Raw genomic sequence first — 25311 nt, forward strand, 5'->3', positions numbered from 1 at the left:
TCATTGGACCTCATCTGCGTTGCGGCGCACATCACGTGTGATGGTGTCGAGATCATCGCCAAGATGATGCGCGAGGATACCCACCAGCGCCGAAATGTCCGGCTTTGGAATTGCGACATGGGTCTCCAGCCGTCCTGACCGGCGCAACGCCTCATCGATGGTGTCAGGTCGGTTGGTCGCGCCGACAACGATCACGCCCTCGCTTTTGACTGCACCGTCCAGCAGTTCGAGCATCTTGTTGACGCAGGCATTCCAGTAGTCACCGTATTCGCGCGACGTCGAGACGCGTGATCCAATGCCGTCGATCTCGTCGATGAAGAGGATGCACGGCGCCTGGGATCTGGCTTGCGCAAAGGTATCCGCCATCCGGTTCAGCACATCATGGAGATATTCCCCCTGAAGCCAGGTCGAGACAGAGGTTACCACCAGGGGAACCTGCAGCGTGTTGCACAGTGCCCTTGCAAAGATGGTCTTACCGGTTCCCGGTGGTCCGGACAGAAGAAGCTTGGTGCTCATCTGCGACCACGCCAGTGTTTTGGCGTGGTAGTCCGCAAGATCTTGTCTGAGACCGAGCGCCCAATCCTGGGCTGGACCATAACCGGTCAGGGTCTCGACCCGCAACGACGGTTGTGCAGCGTTTGCTGTCTCACCGACGCACTCCGGGTGAATGACCTCAACCTCGGTCGGGCGCCTGTCTGCTCCCTGCTTTCTCCTGCCTTGCGATGACGAGGCGTCTTCGCCTGCCTTGCCATCCAACTTATCGCGCAACTGGCTGCTGCTCTGGCTGGCGATACGTCGCTTCGGCGCGCCATCGCCTTTGCGGTCGCCATCCTCATCGCTCTCCTGTTCACGGTTTAACGTCGCGAGCCCGACCAGCGCATCGAGACACGCTTGAAACGGTCGGCCCGGCCGGATCGCGATGGCGAGGTCGTCAAGTGTCAAGGTGCCAGCATCGATCTCGGCAATAGCGCTATCGTTGCGCGTCACCACCTCACGGCCAAAGATCGCTTCAAGGATATCGGTGATCAATCTGCCATCCAGCTCCGATCCCGTAATACGGACGTCGCAGGTCAAATTGATCTGTTCCGGAATGCCTGAGGCAGTCTCGGTCAGCCCGAGAACCGGAACTGCGTGCGCCAGCGCCCACAGGATTTGCTCGCGCATCGATGAGCGGCTCGGACGTTCGGCAGCGACCTGAAGAAAGACGCGCTTGGTCTCGCCGCCGACCCAACACCAGAGGTCATCGACGAAGGCAAAATTGGCAGCCATACCGACATAGGGTCCGAACGGCATAAAGTCTGTTTCCTCGATGAGGCGCGTGAAGGAGCGCTCAAAGCCCTCGACTGGAACCTCTACCGAGAAGACGGATGCCGGTTGCCGAAGGTGCATGACCAGATCACGCACCGAAACGTGCGACCCTTGCAGTGCGGCGGCCAGCGATAACACGGTTGCCATGTGCTTGAGGTTTGGCACGTCACCAGCCTTGGCCACCATGCGGACGGCGTAGGCGGCGGCGCTTGCATCAAAAGCGACAGACGGACCACCTCGCCTGATCTGCACGGGCCAGTCTGGCGTGACGTCGGGTTGACCAGTACGCGATGCAGTATCGCTTGGTGGCTCCACCAGGAAGGCAGCAAGGTTGTCCTGCAGCCAGTGCCGGTCGCGCTCGACGTCACCCGCCAGATGGCGGGGGTCGAACAGAGGCCGGTAGCACCCAACGACATGCCCGTTGATCACAGTGGTGGCCATCGACAACAGCCCAGTGCACACCGCCTGACGACGGATTTTTTTGCGTTGAACATGCCGGAGGCGCCGCAGCAAGAAGGAAGACAAACGATCCATCAATTGCCCTCCGACGTCGGTAAACTGGGCGCGGCAATAATTGCCACGCAGGTTTCCTGACCCAAGGCACATTGAACGCCATCGCGGCCTAGGGAGTGGCAATATCCATTGGTATTCCTGGTCACATGATCGAGAACGGTTCTGCAGGCGGCGTTTCCCTGGCGCGCATGCTGATCAAGCCGATCAAGCAGCACGGACGGCATCGACGTCATACCGCCATTTGCTTGTCGCGCGACGGCGAGGGCAAGGCCGACAATCACGGCTGGATCATCGGGCACCGCTGGATCATCGCGGGAGGCGGGCAAACGCGTGCGGCACGGCGCCGACGACGCCTCGGAACGCTGGCGTGTGTGGGGTGGTGGTAACTCGGAAACGATGTCTGTAGCCACAAAGATCTCCTCGCCGGTCCAGCTTGGGTGGACGGCGTGTTCAAAACAGGGACATGGAAAAGGCTGGCTGCGTGCGTCAGAGCCGCAGCCAACTGCCTCACTGTAAACGGGCGGTTGCCTTAGGCGTCGAGGAGACGCCGCGCAAACCCGACGCGGATATGTTGAGGTGGCCAGGCGTTAGGTTCGTGCGCAAGCGCCTCGGGATCATCGCGACCATCGTCACCGTCAACGTCGTCATGGCACCGGGTGCAGTTGCAGACCGTGGAGTGGTCACCACAATCGGCAACATCCTGGCAGACGAGTGCAGGGGAGGTGGAACGCAAAATCCCAAAGCGTCGCCCTGATGTCAAAATCGCCGGTGCGGGTGTTGCCAAGGGGGGCTGTGCGATCTCGATCGCGCGTCGTGCCTCCGCTTCGAGCAGTTGCTGGACCCGCACCCCAAAGCGCAGACGCAATTGCGCCATGCAAAGGGCTGCTCCTTCAATCTCGAGCAGGTCGTCGATCTCGGACAAGGCCCAGACGCCCGCTGCATGATCGCTTGGACGGCTGGCACCGTCGATGATGGCAACACCGACCGTTTCGACCATCATCCTCTTCTGCGTCTTGTAAAGCCAGTCCGGCAACACCATCGCCGACGCCAGCATCTTCAGCTTCAACTCTTCGAGCCGACTGGTGTCACCGTACGACGCCAGGGACCGCTTGAGGTCGAGGACAAAAGCGGCCCGCTTGGCGAGGTTGACGACGATGAGGTCTGGTGTGTAGCTGCCTTTTGCTGGTGCATCGCAATCCAGCCGCACGCCATCGAGGTGCTTCCAGTCGTTGCCCGCGACCGCTTCGATGGCGGCTTTGACCAAGGGCAGCTTGATCGACTGCATGAGCACGACCAGATCCGGGTTGACCCTGGCCAGCCGCTCGACAGCCTGCTCCAGCAACTTGCCTTCGCGGAAACTGACGGCCCGCACCAGTGAGGCGATGTTCACATAGTGGCCGAGGATCTCGTCCTTGACTGGCGCGCCCTCGGCAATCGCGGCGATCGCTTTGTCGATGAGGACGTCGAAATCCGCTTCGACGTCAGGGTAACGGACGAGATGGGCGTGGCGGCGCAGCGCCGGTGGCTCGATGCCCTCTGGTTCGATCCGTTGAGGCACGCGGTCCGCGAAAAGCTGCTGGACGGGCAACATTGTTGTGCCATTGGCGGTGGATGACGCCGCAGATGCGGCACGCGGAGCTTTCGCCATAGGCGAGGAAGTGTGTAGGTTGGTCATAGCCCGATTCCTTTCACAGAAGGCTTGAGGGTCAGGCCCTTGTCGGTGTTATCAGCACCGGCTTGGGCCGTCTGCTCCGATCAGGGAGCCGCTCATTCCTGGCAGGACCCGAAACGGATCTCAAGGTCCCCCCGTCAAAAAAGAGAACAGGACCGGAACGCGGTTAACGCGGCGCTCACAAAGGGGAGGGGCCAGCGCAGGTGCGTCATCGTGGTTAACGAATTGCGAACGCCCGGAGACTGGTGAGCAGCCCGTCAGCCAAGCCAAGCGGAGCGGAGCGGAGCCAAGTCTGCCAGCCAACCGTCAAAAGCTCCAATGAATCGATTCATCTGCAAACGGCGTTTGAAGAAGTCACGGGGAGAAGACATCCCAGAATGGAAACACCGTTTGCACAAAACCGAAGCCAAGCGGAACGAGCGCGATCCGTTCACGATCAGACTCAAGCCTCAGTCTGACATGTCGTCATCCGGTGCCCCGTCGGGAAACAGCAGATGCGGTTTGCGGCGAAAGTCCCAGTGCTCGCCTGAATACTTCTCGACCAGACGGTCGAAGACGTCGTAGCAAGCAGCCTCGTCAAAACCCTGGGCGACCAGACGCTTCACGATGACATCCTCACTCTGTTCGAGTTCCTTCTGTCGTCCCTTGGCAACTGCGCCCACGATGAACCATTGCAGCATGACGCGCGCGACGTCGTCACGGTCGGGCCGCTTGGCCGCTCGTTGCCGCGCTCTAAGGTCGCGTTGGCGTTCACGCTGTTTGCGATTGCGCTCTGTCAGCGTGTCCCTCGGCATATCCTTGGTCGTCCTGTCGATCGTGAATCGGAAATCTGAAGGCTTGAAACGAAAATCTCAGAAAGGGAAACGAACCCCTCAAGTATCGAATCGTTTGAGCGCAATTTGACTCAAGTCTCCGGCGCTTGGATTAACGTTCGGGCCGATTTGTTTCAATTGCCAATGAACTCGGCTTGCTATGCTGTCGAGTTAGCTTCCGTTTATCCTGCATTGAACTCCATCATGTTTTGTTAGTCGTTTGCCCATAGGTTCTGCGCGATTTGCAAAAAGGAGATAAGGATTGTCCACCCGTTCAACGTTCGTATTCGAAATCTCGCCCTACCCAGGCCGCGATAATCCACCGATGGTGAGGTTCCATCTCTATAAGCACGATGACACCGAACCCTATTTGCTTCAGTCCACGGTGCTACATCATTGGAAAACGGCTCGCCAGCAGATTGCCGGTGACATGAATTCCTATCGTCATCATCCACAAATATCGCTCTGTCAGGCGTTGATGGGCTTAATGTTGGCAGACGCTCAACGTGAATTTCGTATCGCCGACGGCATATCCGACGACAGCGAATACCTCTATCTGTTCCAGCACGTCGCCACAGACGCAGATGAATTGCATCTGACGATCACGGATCGGTACAGCAAGAAAGTCTTGTTCGACGGTGACTATCCAGAGTACGCAATGAAATTCTTCCCCGAGGAGACAGGCGTCGTAGACTGATGATCACGGATAAGGTGGGATGAACATGGTATAAAAAGCACTATCCAAGTTCCCAACGAGAAACCGACGAGTTGTGTTCTGGGCGAGTTATCGGTGATTTTAAACCCAGGAGGCTCAGATGGCAAAGACTACTCGCGGACGCAATCAAGACCGCTGGCAACAGCCGTAGCAAGGTTGAGGATAAACTGAAGAAATGAAAGACAGCGGTTCCGACAGCCTTTCCCAAAACACGAGACATCAAGGCGCTGAAAAAACGCCTTTGCGCGGAGTCCACCGCGCTGAGGTGTCGTTGATGATCACGAGGGATAGCGGCTTTCGAGCGAAAACTGAAATCACGAACGGTGGGCTAATATCGATCGCCGCGATGGTCTCGTCGATCTTGCTTTCAACGGCGGTTCTCGTCCATGTCGCGGTCAGCGCACAGCAGCGGAAGCGTTAGACTTCCGTTCTCAGGGTCAGGTCTTTACGACAGTTTGCAGCGCAGATTTCAGGTAACGCTCCGTAAGTGCATTACCACTCTGCTGGGCGAGCGCGATGGCTGCGGAAATATGGCCTTCGATCCCTGCTTCTGTCTCGTGGATTTCCATGTCCTCAGCAGGCATCACAATCCCGGAGTAAGTGACAGGCAAACCGTCCTCATCGCGTGAACAGGAACCGATGCTGACGAGGGACTTATACTTTCCGCTAGGGCTACGAATACGATAAGGCGTAACGGCGGGTGGGCCGCCGAGCAGAACACTGTGGATGCGCTCAGCCAGGCGCGCGCGATCATCTTCGACGATAAGCGAGAGGATGTGTTCCACCGCGACCCCTTTGACGAGGTCATCGTCACTTATCTCGTAAAACTCCCCAAATGTCTTGTCGGCGGTAATCATATTCTCAGGGATCGACCACGAGTAAAACGCTACTTTTCGCATCAAGCGGTTTAACAGCTTTGTTTCTTTAACTTCTGTCTGCATACAGCCCCACGTCCCGCACGTTTCCTTCACCCTGACAAAAGCTAGAATCTGAAAATCCGAAAAACAAGACACAAAGCTAAAAGTTGACGCATTTATTCGTTTCCTCTAATGATTGCGGATCGATCTTTTGCTTGTTGAACTCCGGTTACCGCGCTTCTACTGCATCTCGGCGAACTTTTCTTTCAAACTATCGTTATGCTTCTCGCGAGGCCTCAGGCCTTGCGCACTGACAACGATGCATTGAAAGGGTTCATTATGGCCACAGGCACAGTAAAATGGTTTAACGCCACCAAGGGCTTCGGCTTTATTCAGCCGGACAACGGCGGCGAAGATGCCTTCGTCCATATCTCGGCGGTCGAACGCGCAGGAATGCGCGAAATCGTCGAAGGACAGAAGCTGAGCTACGAGCTCGAGCGTGACAAGAAGTCGGGCAAGATGTCGGCGACGAACCTTCAGTCCGCATAATTTTTGACTGCTTCCGCTTTGACCACGGATGTCCTGGCATCGCAGGAGCACCATTTTTGAAAGGCCGGACGATTGTCCGGCCTTTTTCAGTTTGCATAAATCTATGGAGGGCTTGATGTCCTAGAGCAAATCTCTCCAAGACGCCGAACTCGCCTTCAGCCATGTGCAATCCCAGTTTTTCGGTCGCGGAAATGCAGTCGAAGAGATCGACCACGTGACCAGATCGCGTGAGGAAAAAACCTCCCGCCTGCGTGAAGCGCGGCTTGCAAAAGAGGAAGAAGACCGTTTGATAGCGGCCACCAAGCCCGCGGTCAAAACCCGCAAAAAGGCCTGACCCATGACCAGAGACCACAGCCTTCGACCATTCCGATTGTTCCTCCGGCGAGCTTCGCGGGGCTCTCGAAGCGGCGGGGGTGGCGCTGTGGATATGGCAGGTGGATATCCGCAACTTCCTTTCCCAGCTTCAAGCCATGGCATGCAATTCTCGCTGTCCTTGCTGGGCGCCCGTAACGCTGATCGCATGATGCTGAATACGGCAAATCATGTGTGTCGGCTGTAACAAGCAGCGATCAACGAAACTCGAATCAATGTTAAAGTTCCATAAGATAGATTACGCGATCTTTGTATGTAACGGGGGTACATTCTAATTCCAAGTGCGACCTGCGTGGATTACCGCGCAAATCTGCCCAACTTTTTAGTCCCCAGAAATCCGTTGTGTTGAGAAACAGGCTACCGAGATTGCTTATAGGATGTCTGCTCTATCGAAGTCAGCGGATGAGCAGATTTACGACTTACGTGCGTCGGCGTATAAAGGGCGTCATAGACTGCAAGAGAGTGTTTTAGGATGATTAAAATTGGTAACCGTTTTAAAGAAGGACTTAGCAGGAGTGATCCGCAACTAGGCCTGTGGGTAAGCCTGTGCAACGCAGCCTCGGCGGAAATCGCGGCCGGGTCCGGGGCAGACTGGCTTCTAGTTGATATGGAGCACGCGCCGAACGAGATCTCGACTGTTGCGGATCAGTTACGCGCAGTTGGTGAAGCCGCCTCTGTCATAGTTCGCCCACCGACCTCAGAACCTGTAATTACAAAGCGTTTGTTAGATATAGGCGTTAAAACGTTGATGTTTCCTATGATAGATACCGCAGCGCAGGCCCGTGCAGCGGTAAGTTGGACTCGATATCCTCCGGAAGGGAAAAGGGGCATCTCGAGTGTGGTCCGAGCCTCAAATTATGGTCGAGACACGGGCTATGTTGGGCGTACATCTACAGAAATATGCGTGATAGTGCAGGCTGAGACGCTGCTGGCCTTGGAAAACATTGAGGAGATTGCTGCGGTTGAGGGAATTGACGCGATCTTCATCGGACCCGGCGATTTGGCTGCATCAATGGGCTATCTCGGCCAGACCAATGCAGAGCCCGTCCAGCGCGCGATCAGCGAAGCGATAACGCGCATAAACAACGCAGGCAAAGGTTCTGGCGTGCTTGCCTACGGCCACGCGGCGGCGACTATAGCCATTGGCCAAGGAGCGGCTTTTGTCGCTGTAGGCGCAGACACATGGATACTGGCGCGCGAAACGAGTGCTTTGTTGGAGAGCTGCCGGTCGGGTTTTCCGGCCCGAAAGCCTAAGCCTTGACGTAGGGTATCCGCGGTGGAGGAGAAAGTGCCACGAAACTGCTAGTCTGCATATAGGAAGTACTGTTGGTCTTTTGGCCGTCCGGCACCTGACGAATATTTGGATGGGACTTGCTCGATACTAACAGATTTGGAATGTGTTCCTTAAGTAAAATGATATGAAAGCATCAAAGAAACGCGATGCCTCACGCGACAGCTTCAAATGGCAATCTCTATATTTGTAGGCCACTAGATTAAACTGCGTAAACAGCAAGTGAGATGATGGCGGCAGCATGTTTTTTCAGAAATTAGTTGGCTTATGATAGGGTAACGAAGGTCTGCAAGCGCAGTTGCCTATGTTTGCCTGAACAGTTTGTGGCATTTCGCTAAGTCAAATTCCGCGTTGATTATGTCGCGTTCGTCACTCATTCCAGCGCGTCGAAGCAGGCTCGATGGGACGCCTGCCGGTGAAGGATTGGTCCGGTTTCCACGGCCAGCTATCCAATCAGAACAAAACAGACAGATCTCGAGAGGTGTGGCTGCGGTAGAAGTGAGTTTATTCTAAGAAGATAAACAGCCACTGTCGATCAGTGGCTGTTTGTGCAAAACATCACGCAGCGAACTTATGCCGTTGATTACCTTTGCTAGTCCGGAAACGGCGCATCATTTCGGATAGACTTTCCGTTTCCTGAGTCAAGTTTTGTGCCGCGGCTGTCGTCTCTTCCACCATCGCGGCGTTCTGTTGGGTTACCTTGTCCATTTGATCGGCGGCACCGGTGACCTCTTTCAGGCTCATTGCCTGCTCGCGGGCTGAGTCCGCGATTTCGGTGATTGTCGAACTCATCTTCACAACTTGGTCAACAATGTCGCTCAATGAAGAGCCAGTGGCGCTAACCAGATCAACACCTGTCTGTACCTGCGCACTTGACGTAGAGATCAATGTTTTGATCTCCTTGGCTGCGTTTGCGGAGCGCTGCGCCAGTTCGCGCACTTCTTGCGCGACAACAGCAAAGCCCTTGCCTGCCTCACCTGCACGCGCGGCCTCGACACCAGCGTTCAAAGCCAGAAGGTTGGTCTGGAAGGCGATTTCATCGATGACACCGATGATGTTGCCGATCTTCGTGGAAGAGTCTTGGATCGCGGTCATCGCCTGCACGGCACGTGCCACGATATCGCCTCCCTTGGTCGCGTTGTCACGGGCAGCAGCAACTGTCTGTTGCGCAAGTCCAGCCCCCTCTGCTGTTCCATGGACGCGATGCGATACGTCACCCAGAGCTGCGACAGTTTCTTCCAAAGATGCAGCCTGCTGTTCTGTACGACGAGCCAGATCGTTGGAGGCAGACGAGATTTCTTCAAGACCGGAACGGATCGTGCTGACGGCTGTCGCTACCGTACCGATGGTTTCTTCCAACGAGGCAACCGACGTATTGAAGTGGTTGCGTATTTGCTCGTACCGCTCGTCAACGGTTCCAATACGTACTGTAAGATCGCCGCGCGAGAGGGCATCGAGACCAAGCGATATCTGTTCGAACGCGTGTGCCATTCGCACAGCCTCTTCTGCCTTGTCACGCTCCTGCGCCAAGCGCTCGTTTTCAGCAGCAAGCCGCGTTCTTTCAGCTGCCAGCTCGGCTGCGACCTTGCCGCGGCCCGTGTCCTGGAACACGAGCAATGAACGCGCCATGGCACCAAGTTCATGCCGGTATTCGGTTCCTTCGATCGACACATTGTCATTCCCGTGGGCGAGTTGCTCCATGGTGACGGCCATCCGGCTTACGGCGGCGGATATAAGACGGCCGATAACATACGCTAGTACAAGGCCGATGACGATGAGAATTGCCGATATTATGAAGGTCTTGGACGCAGTATCACTTGCGGTCACCTTCGCTGTTTCACCCAAACTGTTCTGATTGCCCGTCACCTTGGCAAGCAGGGCATCGAATGACGATGCAATCTTCGGACCCAGAACGTCTATCTGTTTCGATCGTATCTCGTTGCTCTGAAGCCAGGCATCGCGAACTTCATCAAGGCGATTGGTGTAGTTGCGCATCAAACGTCGTGCGGCATCAGCACGCCCTGCCTGAGACTTATCTGAGCTGGACGCCACCACGGCATCCGCGCCCTTGAGCGCGTCATTCAGGGTAGTCTGGGCCGAGCCATATGCCGAGAGATCACCGGAGTGAACAAATCGTTCGGAATAATACAGGCTCTGGTTCATAAGGTTGATGACCTCGCCGGTTTTATAAAGCGCGTTCGTGTCGTTCTTGCGCCACGCCGAACGCTGGATATCTTTCAGCGCGATGATGGTCCACGGGCCGAATTCGGTGACCTTGCCAAGAAGAACTTCTTTTTTCTTCTGGAGATCGACCAGCTTTCCGAAGGCAGTGTTGTAATCTGCAACATCGCGACGCACTACATTCAAACCAGACTGAAGGTCAGCGTCAGACGCCATGCGCGGGTCGTCTACCGCAAACGCTTTCACGGCGTCCTGGAGCTGCGATGCGATTGAGTCGGACGGATTAGAGCGATAAGCTTCTGCCGCGAGACGGATACGTTGCAGCTGTACGTTATAGTCAAAAATGGCCAGGCTCTGCGCTGCTGTGTAGCGGAAGCTGGAGAACACGTTCGACAAGCGTCCCAGTCCATCATTTCCCACGAAGGTGAGAGCGCTCATGAGCAAGATGAGCGGCAGAAAGCCGAGGGTGATTTGCGTCCTGATTCCTGATTTTTTCCAGAATGTCATCTTAGTCCCTTCCAATATCTTTGTTTGCGCGGATCACTGGCTTTTAACCAGGTAGGATTTCAGATTGACCGGAGTAACCAGCTCGAAAGGCACTTTAATAAAAGCAGGTACGGTTCCGCCATCCATAAGCTTAATGGCCGCCTCGACGCCCTTGGAACCCTGTTGAGGGGCATTTTGAAGGACACTGACATCGAGGTCGCCCGCAGCCATCGCGTCAAGCGCATCCGACGTCGCATCGATGCCGCTCACCACAACCTTATCCATTTGCATGTTGTTTCGCTTCATGGCCCGGATCGCACCAAGAGCCATTTCATCGTTATTTGCGATAACGGCATCGAACTTTACGCCAGCGGTCAGCCATTCTTGCATCAGATTGTCAGCCTGGTCACGTGACCAGTTCGCCGATTGCCTCTCTAGTATGGAAATTCCCTTGCATGCATCGGTGGACAAAACGCTATCGATGTCCTTCGTGCGTGTGCGTGCCGCAGGATGGAAATACTCTCCGATCAAAACGACAGCTTTGCCTTTGCCTCCTAGAAGGCGACAAACCTCCTGGGTTTCCATCGTTCCGCTTTCAACTTCATCTGAGGCGACCACGGTTTGATGAGCGGGAAGCTCGGCGGAATTGACTGGAACGTTGTTGACATAGACAACGGGTATGCTGGCGGTGGTGCCAATCTGCGAAATCTTTGCTCCAAGGTCGCCGTCCGAAAGGATTACGATCATTGCATCGACGCGGTCGGCCGCCAGCTTATTGATCTGCTCCATTTGACGCGAAGGATCGCCACCAGCGTCTTCGACATGCAATTTCATGTCTGGAATCTTATCGGCGGCATTCTTGATGCCACCTAGCAGGCTGTGAAGAAAAGCGTCATTCGCGTTGGCGATCGACACCCCGAGTGTCTTTGCCTCAACATAGCTCGTCCCCAACAATAAGATTGATGTAACAACTACAGATAATCGCATTTATGTAAGCCCCCTTTATTCAAGGGTAATTTAGGCTATGCATGGTTAATTTCCTCTTATAATTTCACGAGGATAATCATTACCAGGAACAATAAATTGAATATATCATGATATTTCGGAATAATAATGCCGATATTTTATTTAGGAGAATTATTATTCCGCCGAAGTGCCCAATAATATATTTTGGTGACAAGTAATGAAGTCCTAATCTGCTCGGACGGCAAGCACGGTCTACTCTCCAGCAACATATATAGGGATTTGGAGAATTGTGACGCACATTGATAAACGACGAAAACGGCACTTTAGCGATTTTCTGTTTGCTCTCATTTAGAAACATCGGCCGAGCAGACCGTCATTTTGGCGAGGTAGAAGAGAGGTCTTAGCGGTGTTGATCTGCACCTAAGTCAAGGTTATTACTCTAAACGAATGCGTCTAGGCTCAGGACCTATTAAATAGCTTGCGATTGCGTTCTTCGTTTGATTCACTGTGTTGAACGGAGGGAGGAACGATGAGTGATTTGCTGCTGTTATCCGAGGCGCAGATGCGCCGGATCGAGCCCTACTTTCCGCTGTCCCACGGTGTTCCTCGCGTTGATGACCGGCTGATCCTGAGTGGCATCATCTTCGTCTTGCGCAATGGGCTGCGATGGCGCGACGCGCCGAGGGAATACGGCCCGCACAAGACGATCTACAACCGCTTCATCCGCTGGAGCAGGCTCGGCGTCTTCAACCGGATTTTGGCTGAACTGATTGCCAAACGCGGCAAGCCCGAGCAATTGATGATCGATGCTACCCATTTGAAAGCCCATCGCACCGCAGCCAGTCTGCTAAAAAAGGGGATGTTCCCCGACGTATCGGACGAACCAAGGGCGGCCTGAACTCCAAGCTGCACGCTGTTTGCGATGGCCACGGCCGTCCTCTCATCCTGCTTTTGAGCGAGGGGCAGATGAGCGACTACAAAGGGGCAGCGAAAATGATCGACGCCTTTCCCAAGGCAAAGACGCTGCTAGCCGACAAGGGCTATGATGCCGACTGGTTTCGAGACGCGCTAGCTGCCCGCAAGATAACCGCCTGTATTCCATCTCGGGCAAACCGCAAGGTCTTTATTCCACATGATCAGGTGCTCTACAAAAAGCGCCACAAGATCGAAAACATGTTCGGCAGACTCAAGGACTGGCGGCGAATTCACACACGATACGATCGCTGCGCTCACACATTCTTCTCAAGCATATGCATCGCAGCAACCGTCATCTTCTGGCTCTGATTTAACGAGTCCTGAGCCTAGCAGTTCTCAATCATATGTATCTGAATTGGAGTGATAAGGGAAAGAAGGCGTTTTTCCGTTCTCCCAAAATAGGCGGCGAGCGCTTCTACCGCAGTCCGCACCTCAGTCTCTGGATCCTGATCGATGATTGCGTCAATCATTCCATCTCGCATCAAATGACGGCGATCTTTCGTGAGCTCATGGGTGATAAAAATCACGTCTTTGTTCTTACCAAGCTTCGTCATGGCGTTGACCACCGTTTGAGCGCCCGCAGACGCATTATAGATGCCTCGTATAGCTGGATTTTTTCTCAACGCGTTGAAGACGAGGTCACCTGCCATATCTCCGCGCTCCATGCTTTCGAGCACCTCGGTCACCTTGCACTGGGGATAGCGCTCACGCAGAACGGTCCGGAACCCCATCTCGCGCTCCTCATGGCCTATCATGCTGATCAGACCCGCGATGACGACAATTTCCCCGCCGTCCCTGCCGAGCAAACGTCCCATTAAATCGCCCGCGACACGGCCCGCTTTCCTGTTGTCTGGTCCGACATAGGCATATCTTTCAGCATCGCGAAGATCGGTTACCATGGTGACGACGGGCTTTCCACCTTGACCAAATGCCCTCAACGCCGCCGCGACTGCCGCATTTTGCGGACTGATTATGGCAAGTGCATCGCAGCGTGAAGATAGGGAATTTATCAACTGTGCCGTCACAGCAGGACGGAGGGGGTTGATGTGATGCACTTGGAACTGAAGATTATAGAAAGCGAAATTCCGGTTTGCTGCCTCAAAATGATCTTGAACCAAGGCATGAAAAGGGTTTGATCTCGGCTGGAGCAGAACCGCGATGCGAAGGGTGCGTGCTGCCCGCTGGTTCAGCGCCCTGTCGATCTTGAGCTTGCGCGCATGCTCGAGCACACGGCGTTCTCTGTCCTCGCTCACGCCGCCACGATTGTTAAGAACACGGTCGACGGTCGACAGCGACACGCCTGCTGCAGATGCTAGATCCTGAGCAGTAGGTTTGCTCATCGTTCATCTCCATTTGAAGATATCTCTTCAAAAATTGACGTTTTCCATCAGTAACACCAGGCTAGTCTTCCCACAACCCGGATGAAGCCATAACAGCACCGGGAAGGAATGGGAGGCTATCAATGATCAATCTCGCTGTCTTCGGCGCGGGTCGTATTGGGCATGTGCACGCGATAAATGCGGGCGGCCTGGGCTCGGTGCAGATCAAATATCTTGTCGACCCAATTGCTGGTGAGCATCAGGCGCTTCTTGCGGCTCGGCTCGGTGCAGAAAGCGTTTCGGCAGACACGGTGTTCTCAGACTCGTCAATCGACGGTGTCATCATCGCCAGTTCGACCGATACACATGCCGAACTGCTACTGAAAGCGGCTAAATCCGGCAAGGCCATCTTTTGCGAAAAGCCTGTCAGCCTGAATTTTGCGACAGTGGAGGCGGTCACCAATGCTGTAGAGGTATCCGGCGTGGCCTGCTTTCTTGCTTTCCAGCGCCGCTATGACCCCGACTTTCGCTTTGTGCGTGATCGCGTCGTGAGTGGCGACGCAGGTACTCTCGAACATATCGTCATGCATACCCGCGATCCATCGCCACCATCTGTAGCGTATATCAGCCATTCCGGCGGCATGTTCCGTGATCAGGCGATCCACGATTTCGACATGGCACGTTATCTTCTCGGCGAGGAGATCGTCACCGTTTATGCGGTCGGCAATTGCCTGATCGACAAGGAGATCGGCGATGCCGGAGATATCGATACGGCCATGGTGACGCTGACATCTGCATCTGGCCGGTTTGTGCAGATGATAAACTGCCGCCGCGCACCCTTCGGCTACGATCAGCGGCTAGAGGTGCTTTGCTCGAAAGAGGTGCTGTATGTGGAGAACCGCCCGCAGCGTGGCGTCACGATTGCAGACGTGAGCGGCTTTCGCGCCTCGCCACCGATGAATTATTTCATCGAACGTTTTGCGGCTGCCTACCGCGACGAGATGGTGGCCTTCGTTGATATGATCGAGACGGGGCGCGAACCTCTTGCCGGCATTCGAGACGGACTTGAAGCGCAGAGGATTGCAGAGGCGGCGATTGTTTCCATGCAGACCGGCATGCCCATTCACATCGGACCAGACTGGCGACCTTAGTTGCAGCGTTTTGCGGAGGAGTTTATCATGAACGAAAAACTATCGAACCTGCCGAGCGGCGTTCGTCTCGCGGTAAGTCCGCTTTCCTGGGCCAACGACGTGCTGGAAGATCTGGGCGCTAACATATCGCTCGAAACCTGCCTGGATGATGCAGCAAGTGTCGGTTATCAGGGCGTCGAACTCGGGCGTAAGTTACCCCGCGACTTCAAGACATTGGCACCTCTTCTGAGTGACCGCGGACTGGCTTTGGCCTCAGGCTGGCACTCTGGAAGCCTGGCGGAATACGATGTCGATGCAGAGATGGCCGCCGTGGCAGATCACGCCAAGTTGCTGCGCCACATGGGCTCGTCGGTCATGGTCTATGGCGAAGTGGCCATGATGACGCCCGGTGCCCCGCTGGATGCACAGATGTCCGCGCGACGTCTGATGCCGAAGGAAGATTTTGCCGCCTATGGAGCGCGGCTGACAGATTTCGGTATGCGACTGAGGGGGGAATATGGTCTGGCGCTGGCCTATCACCATCACCTGATGATGGTGGCCGAAACATTTGACGAGATTTCCTCCCTGTTTGACAATTCGGGCGCGTCCGTCGGACTTCTTCTCGACACTGGCCACGCCACTGCCGCAGGGTTCGACTACACCCGTCTGATTGAACGGTTTGACCACCGCATCGCTCATATTCACCTGAAAGATGTGCGTGGGCCAGTGATGGCCGAAGTCCGCAGCGGAGATCTGAGTTTTAATGCCGGCGTGCGGAAAGGCATGTTCACTGTGCCGGGCGACGGGATCATCGATTTTGCCCCACTGGCCACCTTCGTTCGGCAAAGCGGCTATCGTGGCTGGCTGGTCGTCGAAGCGGAACAGGATCCGGCACTTACCCCGCCACTCCCCGCCGTCACCGCTGCCTTCAACCATGTCCTTGACACTTTTGCCAATACCCCCGTTCATCAGGATGAAAATCATGAATAAGAAAACTCTCAATATTGGCCTGATCGGATCCGGCTTCATGGGTCAGGCACACTCGGATGCCTATCGCCGTGCGGGGATGCTGTATCGCGATCTGCCTGCCGTTCCCCGCCTATGCCTTCTGGCGGATGCGACGGACGAGCTTGCCGCCGATGCAGCCGCTCGATTTGGCTTCGAGAGAAGCACGGGAGACTGGCGCAAGCTGGTCGAAGACCCTGAAATCGACGTTGTCGACATTACCTCGCCGAACTCCATGCACCATGAAATGGCAATGGCAGCAATCGCCGCCGGTAAACACGTCTATTGCGAAAAGCCCCTGTCTGTGACGCTGGAGGAGGCGGAGGAAATGGCCGCCGCCGCCAGAAGCAAGGGCGTCAAGACCATGGTGGCCTTCAACAACATCAAGACGCCTGCCGCTATGCTGGCCAAGCAGTTGATCGACAAGGGTGACATCGGCACGCCGATGCGCTTTCGTGGTTGGTTCGACCAGGGCTTCTTCTCCGATCCTGAGCTGCCGTTTTCCTGGCGTTGCACACGCAAAGACGCAGGCTCCGGCGCTCTTGGCGATCTCGGCAGCCATGTGATCTCCGTCGCACAATATTTGATGGGCGATTTTGAAAGCGTCATCGCTCAAACGCAGACGTTTTTCCCAACACGGCCCGTTCCACAGGGCGGATCGGGTTATGGTGCAAAGGCTGGCAGTGAAGCTCCGCGTGCGGTGGTCGAAAACGAGGACCAAATACAGACGCTTGTTCGCTTCGCAAACGGCGCTGGCGGAACAATCGAAGCATCACGCGTTGCCGCCGGAAAGGTCTTCGGCATTTACTGGGAGGTGTCTGGCACGGAAGGCACCATCCTGATGGACGGAGAGCGTTTCAACGAACTGAAAATCTCGCGCTTCAACGATCCCAAGCCGGACCGTGGCTTCAAGACGATCTATGCCGGAAGCCAGGTCTCGCAGTTCTCCGCTTTCTTCGGCTTCGATTTCGCGGGTGGTGGCCTTGGTTACTTCGACGTCAAGGTGATTGAGGTGCGAGATCTGATCGAAGGCATCGTCAACGACGACGACTGCTTCCCAAATTTCGAATTCGGCCTTGCCAACGAGCGCATCATCGATGCCATGGAACTGTCTCTGGAAACAAAGACATGGCAGACGATCGCCCGTTAAGCGACGGGCATTCGCCCATCATGGAAGGATAAAAACTGATGTCGTTTCCCCAAACCCTGCCCGCCGCGCGAATCCGCCCCGTCATGGAAGCTCCGCCCCTGCGGTGGGGCATACTGGGTTCAGGCTGGATTGCTGACAAGTTCGTGGAATCCGTCAAGGCGTACACACGGCAGGACATCGCTGCCGTGGGGTCTAGATCGCGAGCATCGGCACACGCCTTTGCTGCACGTTGGGATATTTCGGGCGTCTACGATAGCTATGAAGCGCTTGTAACAGCAGACGACATCGACATCATCTATGTCGCATCGCCGCACAACATGCATTGCGATCACGCATTGCTCGCCATCGAAGCGGGCAAACATGTGCTTGTCGAAAAGCCGATGGCACTCAACCTCGCGCAAGCGCAGTCCATGGTGACGGCGGCCCGCCGCAAGGGTGTCTTTCTCGCGGAAGCGCTGTGGACCTATTTTCTGCCGAAATTCGATGTGCTCCAGCAGGTTCTGGATGCGGGCAGTATAGGTGAAGTACGGTCTGTCTACACGGAATATGGCGAATATCTGCCACGCGATCACCGAATTTTCGACGCCAGTCTTGCCGGTGGCCCGTTGCTCGATCTAGGCACTTATCCGGTTTCCCTCCTGGCAAAACTTCTTGGCGTGCCGGATAAGGTTGTCGGTCTCGGTGAAACCGATCCTGCGGGCGTGAATGGCCAGCTATCTGTCGTTCTCGCCAACGCCAGCGGAGCGCTTGGCACCATGTCGACAACGCTCTACGGTTTCACCTCCACAAATGCCGCCATCGTCGGAACGAAGGGGTCGATCCGTTTCGAGACGGAATTCCATCTGCCTGGCGCATTCGAGGTCTGGTCACTGGATGGGTCGGTCCGGCTTCGCTACGAAGAACCGAGAGGCGCGCATTTCGAGGGGCTGTTCTATGAGGCTGCAGACGTCGCCTGGGCGATTTGCGAAGGACGATTGGAAAGCCCCTGTCGGCCGCTAAAGGAGACGCTTGCTACGATGGAGACGCTTGATTGCATCCGCACCGCGATCAATATTTCGTTTGCACAAGCAGGGTTGGTCGAATGAACGCGTGTATGCTGTCATCAAGGCGGCATTCATGCGCGCCTCTGCTTCAACAGTTTTACCAATACCTCGGTGAGTGCGATCGCCAGTGTCGGCATTAGGAAATTCGTATCATCCGGCCTACCAAGCTTGAAGCTGATCGATGCGACATCCGTATATGGGCTGAGACTGGAATCCACGATGGCGATGATCGGAACGCCCTTTGCCGCCAGAGGTAAAGCATGAAACACACGTTCGGGATCAGCGGATCGTGAGATGAAGATTACGGCATCGTCATTCGTTGCTAGCGCGAGAACGTCATCTCCGCCAGTGAGGTCCATCGATAACGTGCATCGAATACCTTTTCGCGTCAGTGCTTGCTGAAGCGCAACCGTCATCGGAAAGGTCGAACGTGATCCCTGGATAAACACGCAGCGGGACCGTGAAAGGATTTCGACAGCGCCGTCGATCTCTATCGTTGTAACCATGTTGGTGAGCCCAGACAGAGCGGTGCAGCAGGCATCAATTGTCTGACTAAGCGGGTGACTTGGCGATGACCTTTCCTTCTCAAGAGATTTCCAGCCTGTCGCGTCGTGGTTTAAGGATAGTTTTGCCCGAATGTTTCGTCGGAATATTTCCTGCAGCGCAGTGAAGCCGTCATAGCCGAGAAGCTGCGCGAACCGCATCACGGTCGACGGGGTCACTTGCGCAGCTTCGGCTATAGAACCGACTGAGCCGAGGGCAGTTTCGTCCGGATTATCGATCAGATAGCGTGCCACTTGGGACAGGCGTTTGGGAAATGCTGCGTGTTTCGCCTGAATCAAAGCGTGCAGGCTGGCGAAATCGACTGGAGGATCTGACTGTTGGTTGTCCATTTTATCGGTGGGCACTATTCACTCGCTCACGTTGAGCCTCCGGTTCAAAGCTCACCCGTAACGAACTGGGCGACCCCTCCCCCAAAAGACCAATCGTCGTCCGTGTTTTCCACGAACGACACCATGATATCAGATGTTGCTATTGAACACTCCGACTCCAAACCCGCCGCAAGGTTTCGATAAAAAGCCAACTTCTCGCTTTGCTTCCTAGGGCGCGAGACGACCTCGATGAGCACAAATTTATCCGTTCGCTCGAAACCGAGACCCGTGTCCAGAGCATGCATATGTGAAGACTTATGTTCATAGACGATCTGATATCGATCCCGCTCTGGAACATTGAAAGCAGCCACCATGACCTCGTGTATCGTGTCGAGCAACGATCTCAGCTCGGCTTTCGATCGACCTTCCCTCAAATTTACTTTGATCAGCGGCATAGATAGTCTCCCATTTGAGCCAGGACGGCCATATTGTCACCCTGGTCTTTCATTTAGCGAGCATCGCGGTCCATGATCCACTGGACGGCTGGATCCGCCACGAAACGCCATTTGCGCAACGGACCTGCCATGACGTTGAGGTAATAAAGCTCGAACCCATGCGGTGCACCGCACGGGTGATGACCGCGCGGAACCAGCACCACATCTTGGTTCTTCACGGCAATCGTCTCGTCGAGCGAGCCATCATCGGTGTAGACCCGTTGCAAGGCAAAACCCTGCTCGGGATTGATGCGGTGATAATAGGTTTCCTCCAGATAGGTGATCCGGGGGAAATCGTCCTCGTCGTGACGGTGGCTTGGATAGGAAGACCAATTGCCTGCGGGTGTGAACACCTCCGTGACCAGCAAGCTGTCGCAATAATCCTCGTTCTCCATAGCGATATTATTGATGAACCGCTGATTGGCACCGATACCTCGTGGAGTCAGCGTAATACCGTCCGGGCCGATACGTCTTGCCTCATGCCCACTGATACCTGGAGCAAGGCACACACCGATGGTGCAATCGGTCGTCGCAGAAGCTTCCCACTTCTCACCGTTGGGCACATACAGGCAATGCGGAGGGGTTTTCTCGAAGACGTTCATTCGCTCGCCCAGTTCGCCCCAGTCCTTGCCAGCGGCATTGAAGCGGGCTTTACCCTCGACCATGACGATGATGACTTCCGAGTTCCCTGTCGCCTCGCCAATGGCCTCGCCTTCACGCAAGCGGTAGAGGCTGAAGCCGACATAACGCCAGCCGGCGGATTGCGGCGTGATTTCGTGAACCTTGCCGTGCGTGCCAAAGGGACTGCGCTTGAGAATGCTCATGACGACTTCCTATGCGGTTGTTTTGGCGGTTGCAGTGTCAAGCCCGGCGTCGCGCGCGCCAGACTTCAGCGCTTTCAGACCCATATTTTGATAGTAGAACGGCTCGCGCACTGCACTGTCCTGCTCGGCCTCGATCACAAGCCATCCGGAATAGCGATGCTCGGCCGCAATCTTGAGTACCGGCGCGAAATCCACGCAGCCTTCCCGGTCGCCCGGGACGGTGAATACGCCCAGACGCACGCCGTCGAGGAACGACAGGTTCTCCGCGCGCACACGCTTCATAATGTCTGGCCGAATATTCTTGGCATGGATATGCGTCACGCGGTCCATGTATTTCGCAGCGACGTTTTCAGGGTTTGCGCCGCCAAATGTGCAGTGGCCCGTGTCCAGCAGAAGGCGGGTGTAAGGCCCGGCCATACGCATGAAACGGTCGATATCGTCAGCACTTTCGATAATCGTTCCCATGTGATGGTGGTAGCCCATCTTGACGCCCTGATCGAAAGCGAACTTCGAGAGCACCTCGTAGCCTTCCGAAAAGCGCGTCCACTGTTCCTCGGTCATGATCGGCCGGTCGTTGACAGGCGTGCCCTCGCTTCCGTGAACGGTGTTGGAGCATTCGCAGGCATTGATATGATCGCCGCCAGCAGCCTTCGTCATGTCGATGAACGTCTGCAACGCGGCCTTCTCGGTCTCGATATCATTGACGAGAAGGTTGGTGGAATGCCAACCGCCGACAAAACGCAGGCCGAATTCGCCAAGCTTGGCCTTCAACGCTGTGCCTTCGTTTGGCATCTTGTGGCCTTTCTCTATGCCATCGAAACCGATTTTGCGGCAATCCGACAGGCAATCATCGAGTGATAGATGCGCGCCGATCGTCTGATCGTCATCATTGGACCAGGCAATGGGGTTTGTTCCGTAGAGTATCATGGTCAATCCTTTCGGGCAGTCGAAGGGTATCAGTTGATGCGCTGTCGAGCGGCATTCGCCTCGTAGTGCTTTCGCGCCAGTTTAAGCTTTTCGGTATTGCCGACTTCCGGCACGGCCACGTCCCACCAGGCACCACCGATCCCGGCTCCTGTTTCCGCCTCTGTATCGATGACGATCACCGATGGGATGGAGCGGTCCCGTGCCAGGACGATCTCTGCTTCAAGCTGGCGGATATCGCGCGCCTTGATCGCATAGGCACCCATCGAAGCCGCATGTGCCACAAAATCGATGTCCGGCTGGGCTTCGATGTTGCTGTCCTTGTACATGTTGTTGAACTCGGCACCGCCGCATTCCTGCTGAAGGCGGTTGATGCAGCCATAGCCACGATTGTCCGTCAGCACGATCGTGAAAGGAACGTGCATCATAGCTGCTGTCGCGATTTCCGAGTTCGCCATCATGTAGGACCCATCACCAACGAAGCAAACCACCTCTTTTTCGGGTGTGGCAAGCTTGATGCCAAACGCACCTGCAACCTCGTAGCCCATGCAGGAATAGCCATATTCCATATGATATCCGCCAGTGGCGGCGCGCCAGAGAACCTGCAACGCGCCGGGCATCGTTCCTGCCGCGCACATGGCGACCGTCTGCGGTCCGGCAACTCTTTGCACGGCCCCTATCACCTGAGCGTCAGATGGCAGAAAATTGGCTGCCAGCGTAACAGGGGCGGCAGTGACGGTGTCGGATGCCTTGAACCAGGCCTCCCGTGATGCAAAGTCCGGGTCGGCAAAGCGGTGCGAACCAAGTGCGGCGGAAATCCGCGACAATGCGACCTTGGCATCGCAAACCAATGGAACAGCGCCATGCTTGGCGGCGTCATAGCCGGTGAGATTGATCGAAACGAGCTTGCGGATCGGATTGCCGAAAATGGCCCAACTGCCGGTGGTAAAGTCCTGAAAGCGGGTGCCGACGCCGAGTACGAGATCAGCCTTTGCCGCAATCTGGTTGCCGCAATCCGTACCGGTGACGCCCGGTGAGCCGAAGTTCAGCGTTTCCTGCCAGTCTATAGCACCTTTGCCTGCCTGCGTTTCCACAACGGGAATATTATGCTTTTTCGCAAATGCGAGCAGATCGCCTTCAGCGCTGGAATAAAGCACGCCACCGCCTGCAACAATCACAGGATTGGTGGACGCCTTGAGTGCCGCGACGACATCATCCACTTCACGCGGGTCAGGCTCCGGCCGGCGAATGCGCCATACCTTAGGCTCGAAGAACGATTGCGGATAATCGTAGGCTTCGGCCTGTACGTCCTGGCAAAAAGCGAGCGTCACCGGGCCGCAATTGGCCGGGTCCGTCATCACCTGCATGGCCCGAGGCAGCGCGGTCAGAAGATGTTCGGCGCGCGTAATCCGATCGAAATAGCGGCTGACGGGCTTAAAGCAATCAGTCACGCTCATGGTACCGTCGTCGAAATCCTCGATCTGCTGAAGAACCGGATCCGGCCTGCGATTGGCGAAAACGTCTCCGGGAATGAAGAGAACCGGCAAGCGATTGACATGGGCCAAGGCTGCGGCGGTCAATAGGTTGGTCGAGCCGGGTCCGATGGACGACGTGACCGCCATAGCCTTCTGGCGTCGTTTCGTCTTGGCATAGGCGATTGCCGCATGCGCCATCGTCTGCTCGTTTTGTCCGCGCCATGTCGGCAGCGCATCACCAATGCCATGAAGCGCTTCTCCGATGCCGGCAACGTTGCCATGGCCGAAAATGGCCCATACACCCTCGATGAAACGCTCCCCATCTTCGGTCATCTGCACGGAAAGCCAGCGGAACATGGCTTGCGCTGCGGTGAGGCGAATGGTCTCCGTCATATCATACCCTTCCCTGCGACAGTAACGCCGCGTCATTGTCTTGGCTCGCTATGCGCGCTTCTTGCCATACGGTGCACAGCCGCTGGTAACGGCCCTGCATGTCTTTGATTGCCTCTTCGTCGGAAATCGTTCCGGCCAGCCAGTCGCGGGCGGCCTGAGCGAAGATAGTGCGCCCCACCGCAAAGCCCTTTACAAGGGGAAAACCAGCAGCGACTGTGAAACTGGCGGCCAGATCGGCTTCTGGTGCCTCTAGCCCCAGAACGACGATACCTCGCGTGTTGGGATCATTGTCAGTGATTGCGTTGCATGCATTTTCCCATGCCGCTTTGCTTGCCATCGGTTCCAGCTTCCACCAATCCGGGTAGATGCCGATGTCATAGAACCAACGGATCAGCGTGGCGTTGGTGTCGTCATCGACAGCGCCAACCTTCGACGGGATGATTTCCAGCAGGAACTCAAGACGGTTGCGCCTTGCAGCAGCAAAGAGTCTCTTGATGGTTTCCTCATGGGCGTCAAACATTTCAGGCGAATCGTCAGGATGGCAGAAGCACAGAACCTTGACGACATTTTCCAGCGGCCATTCATCCAATCCCCCGAAGTCAGGACCAATTTCGGGCTCAAGCGTCAGCGGACGGGAGCCTGGCCATTCGACGGGCCGACCGATCCACAGGCCGGTGCCAGATGCTGCATGCAAAGCACGGCGTCCCAGCCGGTTGTCGCACAAAATGCCGTAGCCGGGCTGTCCGTTCTGAACCTTGAGCGCAGCCTGAAGGCACAATTCCTTGAAACGGCCGATTTTCTGCGGCGTGGCACCCTCCATGACTTCCAGTTGGACACGGTGATCGAATGCGAAGACCCGCATCGTCGACCAGTCATTATGACGGTTCGTTGCCCAGTGGATCTGCTCTAGTTCTGCATCGTGACGCAGCGCCTTGTTTTTGACGCCGCGCTTCAGGAAGAAATCGAGTTCCTCCAGCGAGGGATAGGCTGGCGTGCAGCCATGGCGGCTGACCGCAAATGCGCCGCAAGCATTGGCGTATTGCAGCGCCCGTGGCCATGGTGCGTTTTCCAGCCAGCCCTTGATAAGGCCAGACATGAAACCGTCGCCCGCGCCCAGCACGTTAAAAACTTCGATGGGATAACCCGGACCGCTTTCGCCTTCGTCCAGCGTATCGGGAATAGCGCCACTAAACGCGACGGCTCCGTCAGCACCGCGTTTGCAAACGAGCGTTGCTTTCGAAACATTGCGTACTGCGCGCAGAGCCTCGATCGTGTCTGTCGAGCCGCCTGCGATGTGAAACTCTTCTTCGGTGCCAACAATGAGGTCAAACAGGTGAAGCGTCGCCTGTAGCTTGGCCGTGACCGAGCCGCTTTCAACAAAACGGCTTTCGCCATCGCCGTGGCCCGCCAGACCCCAGAGGTTCGGTCGGTAGTCGATATCGAGCGCGGTCCGTGCGCCGTGCTTGCGCGCCAGCTCCAGAGCCTTCCGCACAGCCTTTTCGGTGCGCGGGTGGCTGAGATGTGTGCCAGTCGCGACAACCGATAGCGAACGGGCTATCAGCGTCTCGTCAATATCGTCTTCGCAAAGCGCCATATCGGCACAATTTTCGCGGTAGAAAATAAGAGGGAATTTCTCTTCGTCACGAATACCGAGAAGAACCAGCGCCGTCAGTCGCTCAGGGTCAGTCTTCACACCCGTCACATCGACGCCTTCGCGCGCGAGTTCCTCGCGGATAAAGCGCCCCATATGCTCGTCGCCGACGCGTGTAATTAAAGCAGAACGCAGACCAAGGCGGGCGGTGCCTGCAGCCATATTCGTCGGAGATCCGCCGATATATTTGTTGAAAGATCCCATGTCCTCCAAACGGCCGCCGATTTGAGCCCCGTAAAGGTCAACGGAGGATCGTCCGATCGTAATGACATCCAGTGACTTGTTCATAGCATTCTCCGGCATCGCGGCAGTTCGTGAGTGTTTCAGTGCCTGC

Annotated in this window: 23 protein-coding genes; 10 read left to right on the top strand and 13 right to left on the bottom strand. The window is 55.8% G+C overall.

Features of this window, described 5'->3' with window-relative positions:
• Positions 1-1749 (bottom strand): AAA family ATPase, encoded by a 1749-nt coding sequence (locus tag ABUK73_RS20435; RefSeq protein ID WP_353578896.1) that lies wholly within the window; start codon positions 1747-1749, stop codon positions 1-3.
• A gap of 218 nt (positions 1750-1967) precedes the next feature.
• Here ABUK73_RS20435 and ABUK73_RS20440 point away from each other — a divergent pair, with 218 nt between their 5' ends.
• Positions 1968-2207 (top strand): hypothetical protein, encoded by a 240-nt coding sequence (locus ABUK73_RS20440; protein WP_233125071.1) that lies wholly within the window; start codon positions 1968-1970, stop codon positions 2205-2207.
• 143 nt (positions 2208-2350) lie between these two features.
• Here the strand turns inward: ABUK73_RS20440 and ABUK73_RS20445 are convergent, their stop codons facing one another.
• Together ABUK73_RS20445 and ABUK73_RS20450 are read right to left on the bottom strand one after the other, a co-directional pair.
• Positions 2351-3496 (bottom strand): hypothetical protein, encoded by a 1146-nt coding sequence (locus ABUK73_RS20445; protein WP_353578897.1) that lies wholly within the window; start codon positions 3494-3496, stop codon positions 2351-2353.
• 446 nt (positions 3497-3942) lie between these two features.
• Positions 3943-4287 carry a hypothetical protein gene (locus ABUK73_RS20450; protein ID WP_233125073.1) on the bottom strand — a complete coding sequence of 115 codons (345 nt, stop codon included), beginning with the start codon at positions 4285-4287 and terminating at the stop codon, positions 3943-3945.
• 280 nt (positions 4288-4567) lie between these two features.
• On the opposite strand from ABUK73_RS20450, the gene ABUK73_RS20455 reads away from it, so the two are divergent.
• Positions 4568-5002 carry a hypothetical protein gene (locus ABUK73_RS20455; RefSeq protein WP_353578898.1) on the top strand — a complete coding sequence of 145 codons (435 nt, stop codon included), beginning with the start codon at positions 4568-4570 and terminating at the stop codon, positions 5000-5002.
• Between the two features lie 193 nt (positions 5003-5195).
• Positions 5196-5441: a hypothetical protein gene (locus ABUK73_RS20460; protein WP_353578899.1), complete on the top strand. Its 246-nt coding sequence runs from the start codon at positions 5196-5198 to the stop codon at positions 5439-5441.
• Between the two features lie 16 nt (positions 5442-5457).
• Here the strand turns inward: ABUK73_RS20460 and ABUK73_RS20465 are convergent, their stop codons facing one another.
• Positions 5458-5961 carry a PAS domain-containing protein gene (locus tag ABUK73_RS20465; protein ID WP_353578900.1) on the bottom strand — a complete coding sequence of 168 codons (504 nt, stop codon included), beginning with the start codon at positions 5959-5961 and terminating at the stop codon, positions 5458-5460.
• A gap of 255 nt (positions 5962-6216) precedes the next feature.
• Between ABUK73_RS20465 and ABUK73_RS20470 the strand changes: the two genes are divergently transcribed.
• On the top strand, positions 6217-6426 hold the full coding sequence (locus ABUK73_RS20470; RefSeq protein ID WP_067652490.1) for a cold-shock protein: 210 nt from the start codon (positions 6217-6219) through the stop codon (positions 6424-6426).
• A gap of 844 nt (positions 6427-7270) precedes the next feature.
• Positions 7271-8059: an HpcH/HpaI aldolase family protein gene (locus tag ABUK73_RS20475; protein WP_353578901.1), complete on the top strand. Its 789-nt coding sequence runs from the start codon at positions 7271-7273 to the stop codon at positions 8057-8059.
• Between the two features lie 588 nt (positions 8060-8647).
• Here ABUK73_RS20475 and ABUK73_RS20480 read toward each other — a convergent pair.
• Positions 8648-10777 carry a methyl-accepting chemotaxis protein gene (locus ABUK73_RS20480; protein ID WP_353578902.1) on the bottom strand — a complete coding sequence of 710 codons (2130 nt, stop codon included), beginning with the start codon at positions 10775-10777 and terminating at the stop codon, positions 8648-8650.
• 33 nt (positions 10778-10810) lie between these two features.
• Positions 10811-11743 (bottom strand): substrate-binding domain-containing protein, encoded by a 933-nt coding sequence (locus ABUK73_RS20485; RefSeq protein ID WP_353578903.1) that lies wholly within the window; start codon positions 11741-11743, stop codon positions 10811-10813.
• A 508-nt stretch (positions 11744-12251) separates the two neighbouring features.
• Here ABUK73_RS20485 and ABUK73_RS20490 point away from each other — a divergent pair.
• Positions 12252-13006, top strand: a protein-coding gene (locus ABUK73_RS20490) for an IS5 family transposase (RefSeq protein ID WP_233137172.1) whose coding sequence is annotated in 2 segments (ribosomal slippage) — positions 12252-12585 and positions 12585-13006 — 756 coding nt in all. Because the reading frame shifts where the segments join, the coding sequence is not laid out codon by codon here.
• 17 nt (positions 13007-13023) lie between these two features.
• On the opposite strand, the gene ABUK73_RS20495 is transcribed toward ABUK73_RS20490, so the two are convergent.
• Entirely contained in the window at positions 13024-14037 is a 1014-nt protein-coding gene (locus ABUK73_RS20495; protein ID WP_312807500.1) for a LacI family DNA-binding transcriptional regulator, read from the bottom strand.
• A 122-nt stretch (positions 14038-14159) separates the two neighbouring features.
• Here ABUK73_RS20495 and iolG point away from each other — a divergent pair, with 122 nt between their 5' ends.
• The 4 genes from iolG to ABUK73_RS20515 are packed head-to-tail and all read left to right on the top strand — an operon-like array spanning position 14160 to position 18386.
• A complete protein-coding gene (iolG, locus tag ABUK73_RS20500; RefSeq protein ID WP_353578904.1) occupies positions 14160-15167 on the top strand; it encodes an inositol 2-dehydrogenase in 1008 nt (335 codons plus the stop codon).
• Positions 15168-15194: 27 nt separating this feature from the next.
• On the top strand, positions 15195-16136 hold the full coding sequence (iolE, locus tag ABUK73_RS20505; RefSeq protein WP_353578905.1) for a myo-inosose-2 dehydratase: 942 nt from the start codon (positions 15195-15197) through the stop codon (positions 16134-16136).
• Positions 16129-17301 (top strand): Gfo/Idh/MocA family protein, encoded by a 1173-nt coding sequence (locus tag ABUK73_RS20510; RefSeq protein WP_353578906.1) that lies wholly within the window; start codon positions 16129-16131, stop codon positions 17299-17301. The genes iolE (ABUK73_RS20505) and ABUK73_RS20510 overlap by 8 nt, the downstream gene beginning before the upstream one ends.
• Positions 17302-17339: 38 nt before the next feature.
• Positions 17340-18386, top strand: a complete 1047-nt coding sequence (locus tag ABUK73_RS20515) for a Gfo/Idh/MocA family protein (RefSeq protein WP_353578907.1) — start codon at positions 17340-17342, stop codon at positions 18384-18386.
• A 29-nt stretch (positions 18387-18415) separates the two neighbouring features.
• On the opposite strand, the gene ABUK73_RS20520 is transcribed toward ABUK73_RS20515, so the two are convergent.
• From ABUK73_RS20520 to ABUK73_RS20545, 6 genes are read right to left on the bottom strand one after another with little or no spacing between them, the layout of a single operon-like run.
• Positions 18416-19252 carry a MurR/RpiR family transcriptional regulator gene (locus ABUK73_RS20520; RefSeq protein WP_353578908.1) on the bottom strand — a complete coding sequence of 279 codons (837 nt, stop codon included), beginning with the start codon at positions 19250-19252 and terminating at the stop codon, positions 18416-18418.
• 29 nt (positions 19253-19281) lie between these two features.
• Positions 19282-19671, bottom strand: a complete 390-nt coding sequence (locus ABUK73_RS20525; protein WP_353578909.1) for a tautomerase family protein — start codon at positions 19669-19671, stop codon at positions 19282-19284.
• Positions 19672-19724: 53 nt separating this feature from the next.
• Positions 19725-20534 (bottom strand): 5-deoxy-glucuronate isomerase, encoded by an 810-nt coding sequence (iolB, locus tag ABUK73_RS20530; protein ID WP_353578910.1) that lies wholly within the window; start codon positions 20532-20534, stop codon positions 19725-19727.
• Between the two features lie 9 nt (positions 20535-20543).
• Positions 20544-21461: a myo-inosose-2 dehydratase gene (iolE, locus tag ABUK73_RS20535; RefSeq protein ID WP_353578911.1), complete on the bottom strand. Its 918-nt coding sequence runs from the start codon at positions 21459-21461 to the stop codon at positions 20544-20546.
• Positions 21462-21490: 29 nt separating this feature from the next.
• A complete protein-coding gene (gene iolD, locus ABUK73_RS20540) occupies positions 21491-23326 on the bottom strand; it encodes a 3D-(3,5/4)-trihydroxycyclohexane-1,2-dione acylhydrolase (decyclizing) (protein WP_353578912.1) in 1836 nt (611 codons plus the stop codon).
• Position 23327: 1 nt separating this feature from the next.
• Complete coding sequence (locus ABUK73_RS20545; RefSeq protein ID WP_353578913.1) at positions 23328-25265, bottom strand: bifunctional 5-dehydro-2-deoxygluconokinase/5-dehydro-2-deoxyphosphogluconate aldolase; 1938 nt, start codon at positions 25263-25265, stop codon at positions 23328-23330.
• Positions 25266-25311 lie beyond the last annotated feature (46 nt).

It is taken from the genome of Agrobacterium vacciniicorymbosi (genome assembly GCF_040427045.1).
Classification (GTDB): Bacteria; Pseudomonadota; Alphaproteobacteria; order Rhizobiales; family Rhizobiaceae; genus Agrobacterium.

What these genes read in the sequence shown, in the direction of transcription:
- ABUK73_RS20480 (WP_353578902.1), bottom strand. Translation starts at nt 10,777, where the DNA reads ATGACATTCTGGAAAAAATCAGGAATCAGGACGCAAATCACCCTCGGC.
- ABUK73_RS20485 (WP_353578903.1), bottom strand. Translation starts at nt 11,743, where the DNA reads ATGCGATTATCTGTAGTTGTTACATCAATCTTATTGTTGGGGACGAGC.
- ABUK73_RS20495 (WP_312807500.1), bottom strand. Translation starts at nt 14,037, where the DNA reads ATGAGCAAACCTACTGCTCAGGATCTAGCATCTGCAGCAGGCGTGTCG.
- iolG (WP_353578904.1), top strand. Translation starts at nt 14,160, where the DNA reads ATGATCAATCTCGCTGTCTTCGGCGCGGGTCGTATTGGGCATGTGCAC.
- iolE (WP_353578911.1), bottom strand. Translation starts at nt 21,461, where the DNA reads ATGATACTCTACGGAACAAACCCCATTGCCTGGTCCAATGATGACGAT.
- iolE (WP_353578905.1), top strand. Translation starts at nt 15,195, where the DNA reads ATGAACGAAAAACTATCGAACCTGCCGAGCGGCGTTCGTCTCGCGGTA.
- iolB (WP_353578910.1), bottom strand. Translation starts at nt 20,534, where the DNA reads ATGAGCATTCTCAAGCGCAGTCCCTTTGGCACGCACGGCAAGGTTCAC.
- ABUK73_RS20525 (WP_353578909.1), bottom strand. Translation starts at nt 19,671, where the DNA reads ATGCCGCTGATCAAAGTAAATTTGAGGGAAGGTCGATCGAAAGCCGAG.
- ABUK73_RS20515 (WP_353578907.1), top strand. Translation starts at nt 17,340, where the DNA reads ATGTCGTTTCCCCAAACCCTGCCCGCCGCGCGAATCCGCCCCGTCATG.
- ABUK73_RS20460 (WP_353578899.1), top strand. Translation starts at nt 5,196, where the DNA reads ATGAAAGACAGCGGTTCCGACAGCCTTTCCCAAAACACGAGACATCAA.
- ABUK73_RS20545 (WP_353578913.1), bottom strand. Translation starts at nt 25,265, where the DNA reads ATGAACAAGTCACTGGATGTCATTACGATCGGACGATCCTCCGTTGAC.
- iolD (WP_353578912.1), bottom strand. Translation starts at nt 23,326, where the DNA reads ATGACGGAGACCATTCGCCTCACCGCAGCGCAAGCCATGTTCCGCTGG.
- ABUK73_RS20450 (WP_233125073.1), bottom strand. Translation starts at nt 4,287, where the DNA reads ATGCCGAGGGACACGCTGACAGAGCGCAATCGCAAACAGCGTGAACGC.
- ABUK73_RS20510 (WP_353578906.1), top strand. Translation starts at nt 16,129, where the DNA reads ATGAATAAGAAAACTCTCAATATTGGCCTGATCGGATCCGGCTTCATG.
- ABUK73_RS20435 (WP_353578896.1), bottom strand. Translation starts at nt 1,749, where the DNA reads ATGGCCACCACTGTGATCAACGGGCATGTCGTTGGGTGCTACCGGCCT.
- ABUK73_RS20445 (WP_353578897.1), bottom strand. Translation starts at nt 3,496, where the DNA reads ATGACCAACCTACACACTTCCTCGCCTATGGCGAAAGCTCCGCGTGCC.
- ABUK73_RS20470 (WP_067652490.1), top strand. Translation starts at nt 6,217, where the DNA reads ATGGCCACAGGCACAGTAAAATGGTTTAACGCCACCAAGGGCTTCGGC.
- ABUK73_RS20440 (WP_233125071.1), top strand. Translation starts at nt 1,968, where the DNA reads ATGATCGAGAACGGTTCTGCAGGCGGCGTTTCCCTGGCGCGCATGCTG.
- ABUK73_RS20465 (WP_353578900.1), bottom strand. Translation starts at nt 5,961, where the DNA reads ATGCAGACAGAAGTTAAAGAAACAAAGCTGTTAAACCGCTTGATGCGA.
- ABUK73_RS20475 (WP_353578901.1), top strand. Translation starts at nt 7,271, where the DNA reads ATGATTAAAATTGGTAACCGTTTTAAAGAAGGACTTAGCAGGAGTGAT.